We start from the raw sequence: 12,891 nt of genomic DNA, 5'->3' as shown, positions 1-12,891 counted from the left end.
TTTTGTTTTTAAAAACATATTTTATCATCGCGGGGTGGAGCAGTTCGGTAGCTCGTCGGGCTCATAACCCGAAGGTCGCAGGTTCAAATCCTGCCCCCGCAACCAAATTTATTCACTACATAAAAGTGAAATATGGTCCGGTAGTTCAGTTGGTTAGAATGCCTGCCTGTCACGCAGGAGGTCGCGGGTTCGAGTCCCGTCCGGACCGCCATTTTTTATTTGTAAACGAAACGATCATGTTTTCGTTTTTTTTGTGTTTTCTTTTATAAGAATCAGCAGCTTGGTTTATTGCCAAGCTTTCTTTATATCGACAAAGTCTTGGACATTAGAACATAATTCGATACACTAGAAGCAGTACACATGAAAAAGTATGGCGGAAAGGAGGTAGTAGTATGGATGAGTTTGACCTGATACACAGTATCACTCCACCGACAATCCATCATTCTTCCGTTGACGTAGGGATTGGTGATGACGCTGCCGTTTATACTGCAAATAGAGGGGTTCAGGAAATTGTGTGCGTCGATACAATGGTCGAGGATGTCCATTTCAAATTGGAGTATTCCAGCCCTCAAGATATTGGTTATAAGGCTCTGGCTGTCAATATCAGTGACATTGCCGCCATGGGGGGATTTCCTAAGTTCTATTTGGTTTCTATTGCAGTCCCCGCAACATTGCAGGCAGCAGATGTAAGAGCAATGTATGAAGGAATGAATGAGCTGGCGAAACTATACCAGATGGATCTGATTGGCGGAGATTCAGTTTCTACTTCGGATAAATTAGTGGTCACTGTGACTGTAATTGGTGAAGTCGAGCAAAGACGGGCGTGTTTGCGAAGTTCGGCTAAGCCGAATGATATTGTGTTTGTGACAGGCGAACTAGGTTGCTCTGCCGCAGGTCTTTCTCTGTTATTAGAAGAGTTTTCTCCTCCTGTATCTATTGAAACGGCTCATTTTATTAAAAGGCATAAACGGCCGGAACCAAGAGTGGCGGCTGGCAGGTTATGTTCGACATTTGAGCGTGTGGCTTTAAATGATATAAGCGATGGATTGGCCAGTGAATTAAATGAAATTGCGGAAGCCAGCTCAGTTACAATTGAAATTGAAGAAAGCCTGCTTCCAGTCCGCCAAGATTTGTCCAAACTTCATCCTCAATGGCAGAAGTGGGCATTATTTGGCGGAGAGGATTTTGAACTTACGGGAACCATTTCAAACCTTGAGTGGGACTTGTTAAAGGAGCAGTGCAAAAAGCTCTGCATCCCCATAAAACAAATAGGGGTAGTAATTGAGAAAACAGAAAGCAGTGTAATATTGAATACAGGAAGCCAAAGGATGGCTCTTGAGAAAAAAGGATATAATCATTTTAGATAAGACGGGTGATTTACAGTGAAGCAATTAACATGGAAAACAAAAAATCCCGAAGAAACAAAAGCAATTGCAAAGCTCACTGCTTCGTTTTCAAGACCGGGAGATGTCCTGACATTAGAAGGCGATTTAGGTGCAGGAAAAACCACTTTTACAAAAGGTTTTGCTGAAGGCCTAGGAATTAGTCGTGTAGTGAACAGCCCGACTTTCACTATTATTAAAGAATATAATGATGGCTCGCTTCCTTTATATCATATGGACGTGTATAGAATGGAAGACGAGAGTGAGGATTTAGGGCTGGAAGAATATTTTGAAGGGCAAGGTGTGTGTCTGGTTGAATGGGCTCATTTAATTCAGGATCAGCTGCCCCATGACCGTCTGGAAATTGTGCTGAAAAGAGTCGGAGATGAAGAAAGAGAAATTACCTTCACGGCCGTTGGAAAACGATATGAAACGCTTTGTGAGGAGATCAATAAACATGACAATATTAGCAATTGATACGTCGAACTACACGCTGGGTATAGCCCTGGTACAGGAAACGAAAGTGGTTGCGGAGTATATTACATATCTTAAAAAAAATCATTCTGTAAGAGCCATGCCTGCTGTACATGCTCTTTTGAACGATTGTGATTTGAAGCCTGAGGATATTTCTAAGGTTGTTGTTGCAAAAGGGCCTGGGTCATATACCGGGGTCAGAATAGGGGTTACACTTGCTAAAACACTGGCATGGTCTTTAAATGTTCCTATTTCTTCTGTATCAAGTTTAGAAGCGTTAGCTGCGAACGGTCGTTATTTCAATGGTTTGATCAGCCCTTTATTTGATGCAAGACGCGGACAGGTGTATACGGGGCTTTATGAATATAAAGACGGCCTTCTGCACCCTGTCCTTCCAGACCGGAATGTGCTGTTGACTGAGTGGCTCGGGATGTTAAAAGAAAAAGGTCAGCAAGTATTATTTTTGGGACATGATACAGCGATTCATGATCAGACGATTCAAGATATATTGGCTCATCAAGCGGTTATGGGAGATGCTGCCCTTCACAATCCGCGGCCTTCAGAATTGGCTTATTTAGGTGCTGAAAAAGAGGCCGAGGACGTTCATCAGCTTGTTCCGGATTATTTGCGTCTTGCTGAGGCGGAAGCGAAATGGATCGAAAGTCAAAAATAGGGTGATGTGATGAAAACAAAATCAGCGATTAGAAAAATGCAGCTCGATGATATTGATGAAGTGTATGAAATTGAATCGGCTTCCTTTACGTCTCCCTGGACGAAGGAGTCTTTTTACCATGAACTCTTGGAAAATTCATATGCCCATTACCTTGTCATTGAAAAAGATGGCTGTCTGGCAGGTTTTTGCGGGATTTGGATTGTGATGGATGATGCACAAATTACGAATATCGCCATCAAGTCTGAATATAGAGGACAATCTTTAGGAGAGGCTCTTTTTCGTTCGGCGCTTGAACTATGTAAAGAGAAGGAAGCGAGACGGCTTTCACTAGAAGTAAGAGTCTCGAATCATCCTGCCCAAGGCTTATATAAAAAGTGCGGTCTTCAGCCTGGTGGAATCAGAAAAAACTATTATACGGATAACGGGGAAGATGCGTTAATTATGTGGGTGACAATAAATGAATGAGCAAAAAGATTTATATGTATTAGGAATTGAAACAAGCTGTGATGAAACTGCGGCTTCTATTGTTAAAAATGGGAGAGAAATCGTATCGAATGTTGTTGCCTCTCAAATTGAAAGCCATAAACGTTTTGGAGGAGTGGTGCCTGAAATTGCCTCAAGGCATCATGTTGAACAAATTACGCTTGTTATAGAGGAAACGTTCCATAAAGCAGGCATGACATTTGCTGATATTGATGCGATTGCCGTTACAGAAGGACCTGGGCTTGTAGGGGCGCTTTTGATTGGAGTCAATGCGGCTAAGGCTTTGAGCTTTGCCCATAATATTCCTTTAATCGGAGTTCATCATATAGCCGGTCATATTTATGCGAACAGGCTGATTGAGGAGCTTGTCTTTCCGGCATTAGCGCTGGTTGTTTCTGGCGGTCATACTGAGCTGGTTTATATGAAAGAGCATGGTTCATTTGAAGTCATCGGGGAAACACTTGATGATGCTGCAGGCGAAGCTTATGATAAAGTAGCCAGAACAATGGGGCTTTCATATCCGGGAGGTCCTCAGATTGACAGGCTTGCTGAGAAAGGAACTGCGAATATTCCGCTGCCTCGCGCATGGCTTGAAGAAGGATCCTATCATTTTAGCTTCAGCGGTTTGAAATCAGCTGTGATTAATACGCTTCATAATGCAGCTCAGAAAGGGCAGGTTATTTCTCCTGAAGACCTTTCCGCCAGCTTTCAGGAAAGCGTAATCGATGTGCTTGTGACAAAAACGGCACGTGCAGCGAAGGAGTACGGCGTTAAACAGGTTCTTCTTGCGGGAGGAGTGGCTGCCAACAGAGGCTTGAGGGCTGCATTACAGGAAGAATTTGATCAGCATAGTGATATCGATCTGTTAATTCCCCCGCTATATTTATGTACTGATAATGCGGCAATGATTGCTGCTGCCGGTACGATTGCATATGAAAAAGGAATACGGGGCACTTACTATATGAACGGTCAGCCCGGACTTGAATTGATATCCTTTGAAAGTCTCACAAGATAATGTGAGGCTTTTATTTTATTAACAGATAATTCTTAATTATCCACAATGGTGTGAATAATTATTAAACTAAAGGTGGATAAAGGGATTGTAGCTTGTTAGTAACGGGGATAAAATCAGAATATTTTGTGGATATTGTGTATAAAGCGCTTTCTTTCTTGATTGGAAAGGCGTTTTTTTGTGGATAAAAAAACACCTCTAAAAAGAGGTGCTTGACTTTTTTATATGTCTTCTGTGGACAGTTCTTCCCATTCTGCAAGCAGGTTTTCCAGGTGGTGATTCAAATTTTCATTGTCTACATGAATGGCTTGGACTTTCTCGTGATTTTGATATACTTCAGGGTCACAAAGCATTTCTTCGTTATGGCTGATTTTTTCTTCTATCTCTGATACATTTGATTCAATTTCTTCGATGCGTCTGATTCTTTGGCGTTCTTTCTTTTTCCACTCTTTTTCTTCTTCATAAGAGCGTTTTGATTCAGATTTTCCGGCGGCGGGGCTCTGTACTTGTTCGGCTGTCTGCCGCTCTAATTCTTCTAGTTCGCGCTGCTGTGTTTTTTTCTCGGTATAGTAGTCATAGTCTCCAAGGAACTCTTCAACATTGTTTCTGGACAGTTCAAATACTCTTGTTGCGATACGGTTTATAAAATAACGATCGTGAGAGACAAATAAAAGAGTGCCCGGATAGTCGATCAGTGCATTCTCAAGCACTTCTTTGCTATCTAAATCAAGATGGTTCGTCGGTTCATCAAGAATAAGAAAATTGGCCTTTTGAAGCATCAGCTTTGCCAATGCGACTCTTGCTTTTTCACCGCCGCTTAGTGAATGGACTGGTTTCAGGACATCATCTCCTGAGAATAAAAAATTCCCAAGGCATGTTCGAATCTCTTTCTCTGCAAGCTCCGGATATTCGTCCCACAGCTCGTCCAGTACGCGTTTAGATGATGTCAATTTGGCTTGTTCCTGATCGTAGTAACCGATACTGACATTTGACCCGTAGGAAATCGTTCCTATATCCGGCTCAAGTGTTTTGATCAATGTTTTTAATAAGGTTGATTTTCCGATTCCGTTCGGGCCGACAAGTGCGGCGCTTTCTCCTCTTGTGATGCTGAACGTCAGTCCGGTGAGGAGCGCCGGCTGGTCCTTATAGCTGATGGTGAGATCTTGGGCACGTAAGACGTCATTTCCGCTTTGCTTTGTTATTTCGAAACGGAAAGCGGCTGTTTTTTCGTCACCTAACGGCCTAGACATGACGTCCATCCGTTCAAGCTGCTTCCGTCTGCTTTGTGCCCGTTTTGTTGTAGAAGCTCTGGCCAGGTTTCGATCAACAAAGTCTTGCAGCTTGGCGATTTCACCTTGCTGTTTTTCGTACATTTTCAGATCCTTTTCATACTGCTCGGCTTTTTGTTCTAAATAGGCACTGTAGTTGCCGTGATATTTTTTGCTTTCTGAGCGTGAGACCTCGTACACTTGATTGACCACTTTATCAAGAAAGTAGCGGTCATGGGAGACGATAAGGATGGCGCCTTTATAGCCCTGTAAGTAGTGTTCAAGCCACGTCAGCGTATCAATATCGAGGTGGTTGGTCGGTTCATCCAGGATAAGCAAATCAGGCTGTGTTAACAGCAGCTTCCCCAATGCAAGTCTTGTCTTTTGCCCGCCGCTTAGACTCTGTACTTGCGCGGTATCGTCAAAATGGCTAAAGCCGAGCCCGTGCAGCACAGATCTTACATCTGCTTCATATTGATAGCCGCCTTTGTCTTTAAAGTCTTGCTGAAGCCTGTCATAGGTTTTCATCAGAGTTTCAAGGTCATTTGCTTCAGCGGTCGCCATTTTTTCTTCAATGAGACGCATTTCTGTTTCCATCTCTTTTAGGAAATCAAATACCGTCAGCAATTCCTCTTTTATGGTAAGCTGAGAATCCAGGCTTGTGTGCTGCGCAAGATAACCCATGGATAAATCTTTCGGTTTCACGATTTCGCCCTTTTCATATGACAGCTGACCTGCGATAATTTTAAGGAGAGTCGATTTTCCAGCTCCGTTTCTGCCTACGATGGCAATTCGATCCCGGGATCTGACTTCCAGCTTTATATTGGTTAAAATAGTATCAGCTCCAAAAGACTTGGATAGCTGATTAACTTGTAAGATCATCATGTTATTTCACCTCTGTTATAATAAGTTAAGTGTAGCTTATCAATCAGCAGTCAGCAAACAATACATCGGAACTGATTATTGTTGAAAAAGACATAGAGAAGAAAATAGTGTATGATCTTCTTAAGGAGAGTTTAATATGAATGGATTTTCTCATTTTAATGAACAGGGCAGAGCCCAGATGGTTGATATAAGCGAAAAATCTTCAACTGTTCGTACTGCGATTGCAGTTTCAAGCGTACACATGAAAAATGAAGTGTACGAAAAAATAAAAAGCCATGACATCGGCAAAGGAGACGTGCTTGCCGTTGCACAGGTTGCCGGAATTATGGCGGCGAAGCAAACTTCATCTATTATTCCGATGTGCCATCCCCTCTCGCTGAGCGGAGTTGATATCTCTTTTGGGTGGGAAAACAAGGAATCAGAAGCCATTCTTCATATACAAGCAAGTGTCAAAACGAAAGGGAGTACAGGTGTGGAAATGGAAGCGCTAACTTCTGCTTCTGTGTCAGCCCTTACCGTTTATGACATGTGCAAGGCTCTAGATAAGGGCATGGTCATCGGTCCTACCTGCTTGTTAGAAAAAACAGGCGGGAAAAACGGTGATTTTAAAAGAGAAACATCCGAGTACGATTTGGAGGACCAAAAATGAATAAGGATCAATCAAAAATTCCGCAGGCGACAGCAAAACGGCTGCCGCTTTATTATCGCTTTTTAAAGAATCTGCATGCATCAGGAAAGCAACGCGTTTCGTCTGCTGAGCTGAGTGATGCCGTAAAAGTAGATTCCGCCACGATCCGCAGGGACTTTTCCTATTTTGGGGCGCTGGGCAAAAAAGGATATGGATATAATGTGGATTATTTGTTGTCGTTTTTCAGAAAAACACTTGATCAGGATGAAACGACAAATGTCATCTTAATCGGTGTCGGAAATTTAGGAACAGCATTTCTCCACTATAATTTCACAAAAAATAATAATACAAAAATTTCAATGGCTTTTGATATAAATCAGAGTAAAATAGGAACTGAGGTAGGCGGAGTTCCCGTTTATAATTTAGATGATCTTGAGGTCCATATTAAGGACGTGCCCGTTGCGATTCTTACTGTCCCGGCGGTCGCCGCCCAATCTATTACAGACCGTTTGATCGCTCTTGGAGTGAAGGGAATCCTTAACTTTACGCCGGCTCGTTTGAATGTGCCGGAACACATTCGAATTCATCATATAGATTTAGCTGTCGAACTTCAGTCACTGGTTTATTTTTTGAAGCACTACTCGGTAATAGAAGAAATCGAATAAAAGGAAAGGGGGATCCCAAAATATGCCGATCGGTCCTGGAAGCCTTGCTGTTATTGCAATTGTAGCGTTGATAATCTTTGGCCCTAAGAAACTGCCTGAACTGGGAAAAGCAGCCGGAGACACACTTCGTGAATTCAAACATGCTACTAAAGGTTTAGCGAGTGATGAAGAGGAGAAGAAAAAAGAAGATCAGTAAGATAGGATGACCCTTATGAAAGTTAATCAAATGTCGCTTATAGAGCATGTAACTGAACTTCGAAGACGGTTGCTTATCGTGGCGATTTCTTTTGTCGTCTTCTTTATCGCAGGCTTTTTTTTAGCGAAGCCTGCTATCGTTTATCTGCAAGGGACTGATGAAGCGAAAGAGCTTACACTGAATGCGTTTAATCTGACAGACCCGCTGTACGTGTTTATGCAGTTCGCGTTTATCATCGGTCTTGTCCTGACCTCACCAATCATTCTTTTTCAGCTTTGGGCTTTTGTAAGTCCGGGATTGTATGAAAAAGAGCGCAAGGTTACGCTTGGGTATATCCCGATCGCCATTATGCTGTTTTTAGCAGGCGTGTCATTTTCCTATTATATTTTGTTTCCTTTTGTTGTTGATTTTATGAAGCGGATTTCTAATGATTTAGATGTGAATCAAGTGATAGGAATTAATGAATATTTTCATTTTCTCCTGCAGCTGACGATTCCGTTTGGACTGCTGTTTCAAATGCCGGTCATTCTGATGTTTCTGACAAGGCTGGGGATTGTTACACCGATGTTTTTGGCGAAAATCCGCAAATACGCGTATTTCACGCTGCTTGTCATTGCCGCGCTGATTACGCCGCCGGAGCTTTTGTCTCATATGATGGTAACCGTTCCGCTCTTGATCCTGTATGAAATCAGCATTTTTATATCGAGGGCCGCTTATCTGAAGTCGCAGAAAAACATGGCGGAATCTGATAAGGATGTATCTTCATAAGACATAAAAAAGCCAGTCCTGTTTTTAGGGACTGGCTTTTCATTATTTCTGATCTTTCTTCAACTTAAGTGAAAAAGCAAACATTTTAAAAGAAATGCTTATATTGTAAGCGGCGAAGACCATCAGCAAAATGGAATAAAAAGACCACATGCTGCCTGGTGAGCTTGCGGCGAGGTAAGTGAAAATGACGCCGACGGCAAAATATATTAATCCCCAAGTCACTGGGTTCCTCATAAAAATAATCCTCCAATAATCAATTGCATTTGCGCGCTCTGCTGTTCAAGGTATTTTTGAACAGGTTCAAGCTGCATCAAAACCACGAATGTATTCATCATTATATGGGCAAAAATCGGTACGATAATCCGCTTTGTGCGTGCATATAGAAATGCGAAGGTAAAACCCATCGCTGTATATAATAGAATGTGTTTCAAATCAGCATGCACAATGCCGAAAATAATCGAACTGATCAGGCCGGCAATAAAGAAATTTGTTTTTTCATACAGTACGCCGAAAATGATTTTCCTAAAAATGATTTCTTCTAAAATTGGACCGATGATGGAAGAAACGGCAATCATCAGCGGAACTGACTGAATGATTTTCAGGATGGCTTCGGTATTTTCTGATTCTCTGCCGATTCCCAAGACATAGTATTCTATAGATCCGGCAATCATCTGAGAAATAAGGGCGAGGAAAATACCGATAATCGCCCACATGATGGAAATGCCGATCGGAGCCTTTTTTTCATTATGGAGCGTACGTTTCGGAGCTGTTCTTAAAATAAGAAGAACAATGACCAGGCCGATGACAAAACTGATGACAGACCACAAACCCTGAGCCTGAATCAAGTTTTCATCGGTTACTTGTCCGCCTCCGAATCCTGCTTTATATAATAAAGGGACGCCGATGATGACTGAAAACTGCATGAGGACATATGTCAAAATAATAAACCAATATTGTTTTTTCAAATGGTATGTACTCCTTTATCCAATAAGATCAACTCATCTATAGCTATTGTAACACAACTCGACTGACGGTAAAAAAGCGAGACGGCAGGAGACGCGGAAAGAATAATGTAAGCGTGAAAATTTTTTATTCTTATCACTTGAAATTGGAAGTGAGATTCTTTATTATAAGAATTGTGTTAGCACTCTTTAGAGCTGAGTGCTAAAATTACATATTCATACTATTGAGGAGGTTATTACATTGTTAAAGCCATTAGGTGATCGCGTTGTCATTGAACTCGTAGAATCTGAAGAAAAAACTGCCAGCGGAATCGTTTTACCGGATTCTGCAAAAGAAAAGCCTCAAGAAGGCAAAATTGTGGCTGCCGGTTCAGGTCGCGTGTTAGAAAGCGGAGAGCGCGTTGCTTTAGAAGTAAAAGAAGGCGACCGCATTATCTTCTCAAAATACGCAGGTACTGAAGTGAAATATGAAGGTACTGAATACTTAATTTTACGTGAAAGCGACATTTTAGCTGTTATCGGATAAAACAGATTTGAAAATAAATTTTTAAAAACTTGAGGAGGTTTCGTGACATGGCAAAAGATATTAAATTTAGTGAAGAAGCACGCCGCGCAATGCTGCGCGGAGTAGATGCACTTGCTGATGCGGTGAAAGTAACTTTAGGACCAAAAGGACGCAACGTGGTTCTTGAGAAAAAATTTGGTTCTCCGTTAATCACAAATGATGGTGTAACAATCGCGAAAGAAATCGAACTTGAAGATGCGTTTGAAAACATGGGTGCAAAGCTTGTAGCTGAAGTAGCCAGCAAAACAAACGATGTAGCGGGTGACGGTACGACTACAGCTACAGTACTTGCTCAGGCTATGATTCGTGAAGGCCTTAAAAACGTAACGGCAGGCGCTAACCCTGTAGGCGTTCGTAAAGGTATGGAACAAGCTGTAACAGTTGCGATTCAAAACCTTCAAGAAATCTCTAAACCGATCGAAGGCAAAGAGTCTATCGCTCAGGTTGCTGCGATTTCTGCTGCTGATGAAGAAGTCGGAAGCCTGATTGCTGAAGCGATGGAGCGTGTTGGAAACGACGGCGTTATCACGATCGAAGAGTCTAAAGGTTTCACAACTGAGCTTGAAGTAGTTGAAGGTATGCAGTTCGACCGCGGATATGCATCTCCTTACATGGTAACTGACTCTGATAAGATGGAAGCGGTTCTTGAAAATCCTTACATCTTAATCACAGACAAAAAAATTACAAATATTCAAGAAATCCTTCCTGTGCTTGAGCAGGTTGTTCAGCAAGGCAAACCATTGCTTCTGATTGCTGAGGATGTTGAAGGTGAAGCTCTTGCAACACTTGTTGTGAACAAACTTCGCGGCACATTCAACGCAGTTGCCGTTAAAGCTCCTGGCTTCGGTGACCGCCGTAAAGCAATGCTTGAAGACATTTCTGTCCTTACTGGCGGAGAAGTCATCACAGAGGACCTTGGCCTTGACCTGAAATCAACTGAAATCGGACAATTGGGACGCGCTTCTAAAGTCGTTGTGACAAAAGAAAACACAACAATCGTTGAAGGTGCTGGCGAAACAGACAAAATCGCTGCACGCGTAAACCAAATCCGCGCTCAAGTGGAAGAAACAACTTCTGAATTCGATAAAGAAAAATTACAAGAGCGCCTTGCGAAACTTGCTGGCGGCGTAGCTGTCATCAAAGTCGGCGCAGCGACTGAAACTGAATTAAAAGAGCGTAAACTTCGTATCGAAGATGCCCTTAACTCAACTCGCGCAGCAGTTGAAGAAGGTATCGTATCCGGCGGAGGAACAGCACTTGTGAATGTATATAACAAGGTAGCTGCAGTTGAAGCTGAAGGTGATGCTCAAACTGGTATCAACATCGTGCTTCGCGCACTTGAAGAACCAATCCGTCAAATCGCACACAATGCAGGTCTTGAAGGATCTGTCATCGTTGAGCGCTTGAAAAATGAAAAAATCGGCGTAGGCTTCAACGCTGCAACTGGCGAATGGGTAAACATGATCGAAAAAGGTATCGTTGACCCAACAAAAGTTACACGTTCTGCACTACAAAACGCAGCTTCTGTAGCAGCAATGCTCTTAACAACTGAAGCGGTTGTTGCTGACAAACCAGAAGAAAACGCTGGCGGCGCAGGAATGCCTGATATGGGCGGCATGGGTGGTATGGGCGGTATGATGTAATCAAACGCCAAAAACCCTTGTAAACACAGGGGTTTCAGCGTTTTTGAGTGCCCCAATCAACCGGGAAAATAACAAAAAGATAACATTTCTTTATGAAATCCCGAAATTGAGGATGTTTCCGAAGGTCTGCTGGACTTTTGAGGAGGCATCCTCTTTCATTTTTTTGGTGACATGGGTATAGATTTTCATCGTTGTTTTCATGTCATCATGCCCCACTCTTTCCATTACGGTCGGTAAGTCAACTTTTGCCTCGGCCAGCATACTGATGTACGTATGTCTAAAGATATGTGGCGTTGCATGTTTTTTAATAGACGTCTTTTCTAGTATTCTTTCCATTCTAACAATGATATTTTTTGGTAAAAAGGGATAACCATTTTCACGAGCAAATAGAAAATTTCCGTCGTGATATTCGCTTGGATCAATTCTGGATTGCAGGCGCAATTTCTTTTGCTTTGTTACATGTGCCTTTAACATTTCAATGATCTGATCATCAATAGTGATGGTTCGAACTGATCCGGCAGTTTTTGGCGGGGTCAATTCATAGTTCCTCATATTGTTATCTTCGGAATATATGGTTTTAGTGATACGTAGCTCTTTTGTTTCGAAGTTAATATCAGAACGTTTAAGAGCACACATCTCCCCTGAACGCATACCGGTAAAAGCTAGCAAGTAAAATCTTTCAAGGTCCATTTCTAACCCATGGACTTTCACAGCCAAGAGAAACTCTTCAAGTTCTTCCCTTTCGAGATATTTTTGATCTATTTTGTTATTTTCAATTTCTTCTACTGTCATTCTTTTTTTAGGAACTATAGCGCCAGCTGTCGGGTTGTCTTTCAAGAGATTCACTTTTACAGCATATTTAAAAATCAGCCCAGCTGTAGTATGTACCCCACTAATAGTAGTACGGGCATAATCTTTATCGGTGAGGTCATTAAGTATTTTTTGATACTTTCTTGCTGTCACCTGAGCAATATTTGTTTTAGCAATATATCGGTTTAGAATTTTAATTTCTTTTCTTCTAATTCGTAGCGTTGCTTTCTTCTTTCCTGTGAGAGCATATTCATTCATCCACTCGACGGCAAGCTTTTCAAAAGTCATTTTTTTAACGACTGATTCATCTATGCCATCCTCTTTTAAGGCAGCAATAGCATCACGAACCCTTTGCTCTGCTTCCTTTTTTGTTTTGCCGCGGCGGGCGATTTGTTTACGTTTTCCGGTGGATGGATCACGAGGGCCATCACCGACTGCTAACCACTTTTTCCCCTTGATCAATTCTTCTGTATACAT

15 protein-coding genes and 2 tRNA genes are annotated in these 12,891 nt (G+C 42.1%); 13 read left to right on the top strand and 4 right to left on the bottom strand.

Annotated elements, in window-relative coordinates; all coding sequences use genetic code 11:
* Positions 1–28: 28 nt before the first annotated feature.
* The 7 genes from GXP75_RS18895 (at position 29) to tsaD (ending at position 4,027) form a co-directional block, all read left to right on the top strand.
* Positions 29–105: transfer RNA gene (locus GXP75_RS18895), tRNA-Met, on the top strand.
* Between the two features lie 29 nt (positions 106–134).
* A tRNA-Asp gene (locus GXP75_RS18890) sits at positions 135–211 on the top strand.
* Between the two features lie 181 nt (positions 212–392).
* A complete protein-coding gene (thiL, locus tag GXP75_RS18885; protein WP_242557571.1) occupies positions 393–1,367 on the top strand; it encodes a thiamine-phosphate kinase in 975 nt (324 codons plus the stop codon).
* Between the two features lie 15 nt (positions 1,368–1,382).
* Positions 1,383–1,859 (top strand): tRNA (adenosine(37)-N6)-threonylcarbamoyltransferase complex ATPase subunit type 1 TsaE, encoded by a 477-nt coding sequence (gene tsaE, locus GXP75_RS18880; protein ID WP_061573190.1) that lies wholly within the window; start codon positions 1,383–1,385, stop codon positions 1,857–1,859.
* A complete protein-coding gene (tsaB, locus tag GXP75_RS18875; protein ID WP_214916689.1) occupies positions 1,840–2,529 on the top strand; it encodes a tRNA (adenosine(37)-N6)-threonylcarbamoyltransferase complex dimerization subunit type 1 TsaB in 690 nt (229 codons plus the stop codon). Before tsaE ends, tsaB begins: the two co-directional genes overlap by 20 nt.
* A 9-nt stretch (positions 2,530–2,538) precedes the next feature.
* Positions 2,539–2,994 carry a ribosomal protein S18-alanine N-acetyltransferase gene (rimI, locus tag GXP75_RS18870; RefSeq protein WP_106046233.1) on the top strand — a complete coding sequence of 152 codons (456 nt, stop codon included), beginning with the start codon at positions 2,539–2,541 and terminating at the stop codon, positions 2,992–2,994.
* Positions 2,987–4,027 carry a tRNA (adenosine(37)-N6)-threonylcarbamoyltransferase complex transferase subunit TsaD gene (tsaD, locus tag GXP75_RS18865; RefSeq protein WP_242557570.1) on the top strand — a complete coding sequence of 347 codons (1,041 nt, stop codon included), beginning with the start codon at positions 2,987–2,989 and terminating at the stop codon, positions 4,025–4,027. The genes rimI and tsaD overlap by 8 nt, the downstream gene beginning before the upstream one ends.
* A 218-nt stretch (positions 4,028–4,245) precedes the next feature.
* On the opposite strand, the gene GXP75_RS18860 is transcribed toward tsaD, so the two are convergent.
* Entirely contained in the window at positions 4,246–6,177 is a 1,932-nt protein-coding gene (locus GXP75_RS18860) for an ABC-F family ATP-binding cassette domain-containing protein (protein ID WP_242557569.1), read from the bottom strand.
* A gap of 136 nt (positions 6,178–6,313) precedes the next feature.
* Between GXP75_RS18860 and moaC the strand changes: the two genes are divergently transcribed.
* Genes moaC through tatC form a run of 4 tightly spaced genes read left to right on the top strand, consistent with a single transcriptional unit; the run spans position 6,314 to position 8,434 of the window.
* Positions 6,314–6,826 (top strand): cyclic pyranopterin monophosphate synthase MoaC, encoded by a 513-nt coding sequence (moaC, locus tag GXP75_RS18855; RefSeq protein ID WP_003328532.1) that lies wholly within the window; start codon positions 6,314–6,316, stop codon positions 6,824–6,826.
* A complete protein-coding gene (locus GXP75_RS18850) occupies positions 6,823–7,470 on the top strand; it encodes a redox-sensing transcriptional repressor Rex (protein WP_003328531.1) in 648 nt (215 codons plus the stop codon). Before moaC ends, GXP75_RS18850 begins: the two co-directional genes overlap by 4 nt.
* Positions 7,471–7,492: 22 nt before the next feature.
* On the top strand, positions 7,493–7,666 hold the full coding sequence (gene tatAY, locus GXP75_RS18845; protein WP_061573196.1) for a sec-independent protein translocase protein TatAY: 174 nt from the start codon (positions 7,493–7,495) through the stop codon (positions 7,664–7,666).
* A 6-nt stretch (positions 7,667–7,672) separates the two neighbouring features.
* Positions 7,673–8,434: a twin-arginine translocase subunit TatC gene (gene tatC / locus GXP75_RS18840; RefSeq protein WP_106273252.1), complete on the top strand. Its 762-nt coding sequence runs from the start codon at positions 7,673–7,675 to the stop codon at positions 8,432–8,434.
* Between the two features lie 42 nt (positions 8,435–8,476).
* Here the strand turns inward: tatC and GXP75_RS18835 are convergent, their stop codons facing one another.
* Both GXP75_RS18835 and GXP75_RS18830 read right to left on the bottom strand, forming a co-directional pair.
* Positions 8,477–8,668, bottom strand: a complete 192-nt coding sequence (locus GXP75_RS18835) for a YdiK family protein (RefSeq protein WP_003328528.1) — start codon at positions 8,666–8,668, stop codon at positions 8,477–8,479.
* Positions 8,665–9,399 (bottom strand): CPBP family intramembrane glutamic endopeptidase, encoded by a 735-nt coding sequence (locus GXP75_RS18830; RefSeq protein WP_061573198.1) that lies wholly within the window; start codon positions 9,397–9,399, stop codon positions 8,665–8,667. The genes GXP75_RS18835 and GXP75_RS18830 overlap by 4 nt, the downstream gene beginning before the upstream one ends.
* A gap of 238 nt (positions 9,400–9,637) precedes the next feature.
* On the opposite strand from GXP75_RS18830, the gene groES reads away from it, so the two are divergent.
* Together groES and groL are read left to right on the top strand one after the other, a co-directional pair.
* Complete coding sequence (gene groES / locus GXP75_RS18825; protein WP_003155970.1) at positions 9,638–9,922, top strand: co-chaperone GroES; 285 nt, start codon at positions 9,638–9,640, stop codon at positions 9,920–9,922.
* 47 nt (positions 9,923–9,969) lie between these two features.
* On the top strand, positions 9,970–11,604 hold the full coding sequence (gene groL, locus GXP75_RS18820; protein ID WP_061573199.1) for a chaperonin GroEL: 1,635 nt from the start codon (positions 9,970–9,972) through the stop codon (positions 11,602–11,604).
* Positions 11,605–11,694: 90 nt separating this feature from the next.
* Here groL and GXP75_RS18815 read toward each other — a convergent pair whose 3' ends face one another.
* A complete protein-coding gene (locus GXP75_RS18815) occupies positions 11,695–12,891 on the bottom strand; it encodes a tyrosine-type recombinase/integrase (RefSeq protein WP_242557568.1) in 1,197 nt (398 codons plus the stop codon).

This window comes from Bacillus sp. HU-1818 (genome assembly GCF_022695965.1).
Lineage (GTDB): Bacteria > Bacillota > Bacilli > Bacillales > Bacillaceae > Bacillus > Bacillus atrophaeus.
The sequence above is the reverse complement of the archived record's forward strand: the minus strand, read 5'-3'. Positions and strand labels throughout refer to the sequence as shown.

Bases quoted from the DNA above. Each gene is read 5' to 3' on its own strand.
- thiL (WP_242557571.1), top strand. From the start codon at position 393: ATGGATGAGTTTGACCTGATACACAGTATCACTCCACCGACAATCCAT.
- tsaB (WP_214916689.1), top strand. From the start codon at position 1,840: ATGACAATATTAGCAATTGATACGTCGAACTACACGCTGGGTATAGCC.
- rimI (WP_106046233.1), top strand. From the start codon at position 2,539: ATGAAAACAAAATCAGCGATTAGAAAAATGCAGCTCGATGATATTGAT.
- tsaD (WP_242557570.1), top strand. From the start codon at position 2,987: ATGAATGAGCAAAAAGATTTATATGTATTAGGAATTGAAACAAGCTGT.
- GXP75_RS18860 (WP_242557569.1), bottom strand. From the start codon at position 6,177: ATGATGATCTTACAAGTTAATCAGCTATCCAAGTCTTTTGGAGCTGAT.
- moaC (WP_003328532.1), top strand. From the start codon at position 6,314: ATGAATGGATTTTCTCATTTTAATGAACAGGGCAGAGCCCAGATGGTT.
- GXP75_RS18850 (WP_003328531.1), top strand. From the start codon at position 6,823: ATGAATAAGGATCAATCAAAAATTCCGCAGGCGACAGCAAAACGGCTG.
- tatAY (WP_061573196.1), top strand. From the start codon at position 7,493: ATGCCGATCGGTCCTGGAAGCCTTGCTGTTATTGCAATTGTAGCGTTG.
- tatC (WP_106273252.1), top strand. From the start codon at position 7,673: ATGACCCTTATGAAAGTTAATCAAATGTCGCTTATAGAGCATGTAACT.
- GXP75_RS18835 (WP_003328528.1), bottom strand. From the start codon at position 8,668: ATGAGGAACCCAGTGACTTGGGGATTAATATATTTTGCCGTCGGCGTC.
- groL (WP_061573199.1), top strand. From the start codon at position 9,970: ATGGCAAAAGATATTAAATTTAGTGAAGAAGCACGCCGCGCAATGCTG.
- GXP75_RS18815 (WP_242557568.1), bottom strand. From the start codon at position 12,891: ATGTATACAGAAGAATTGATCAAGGGGAAAAAGTGGTTAGCAGTCGGT.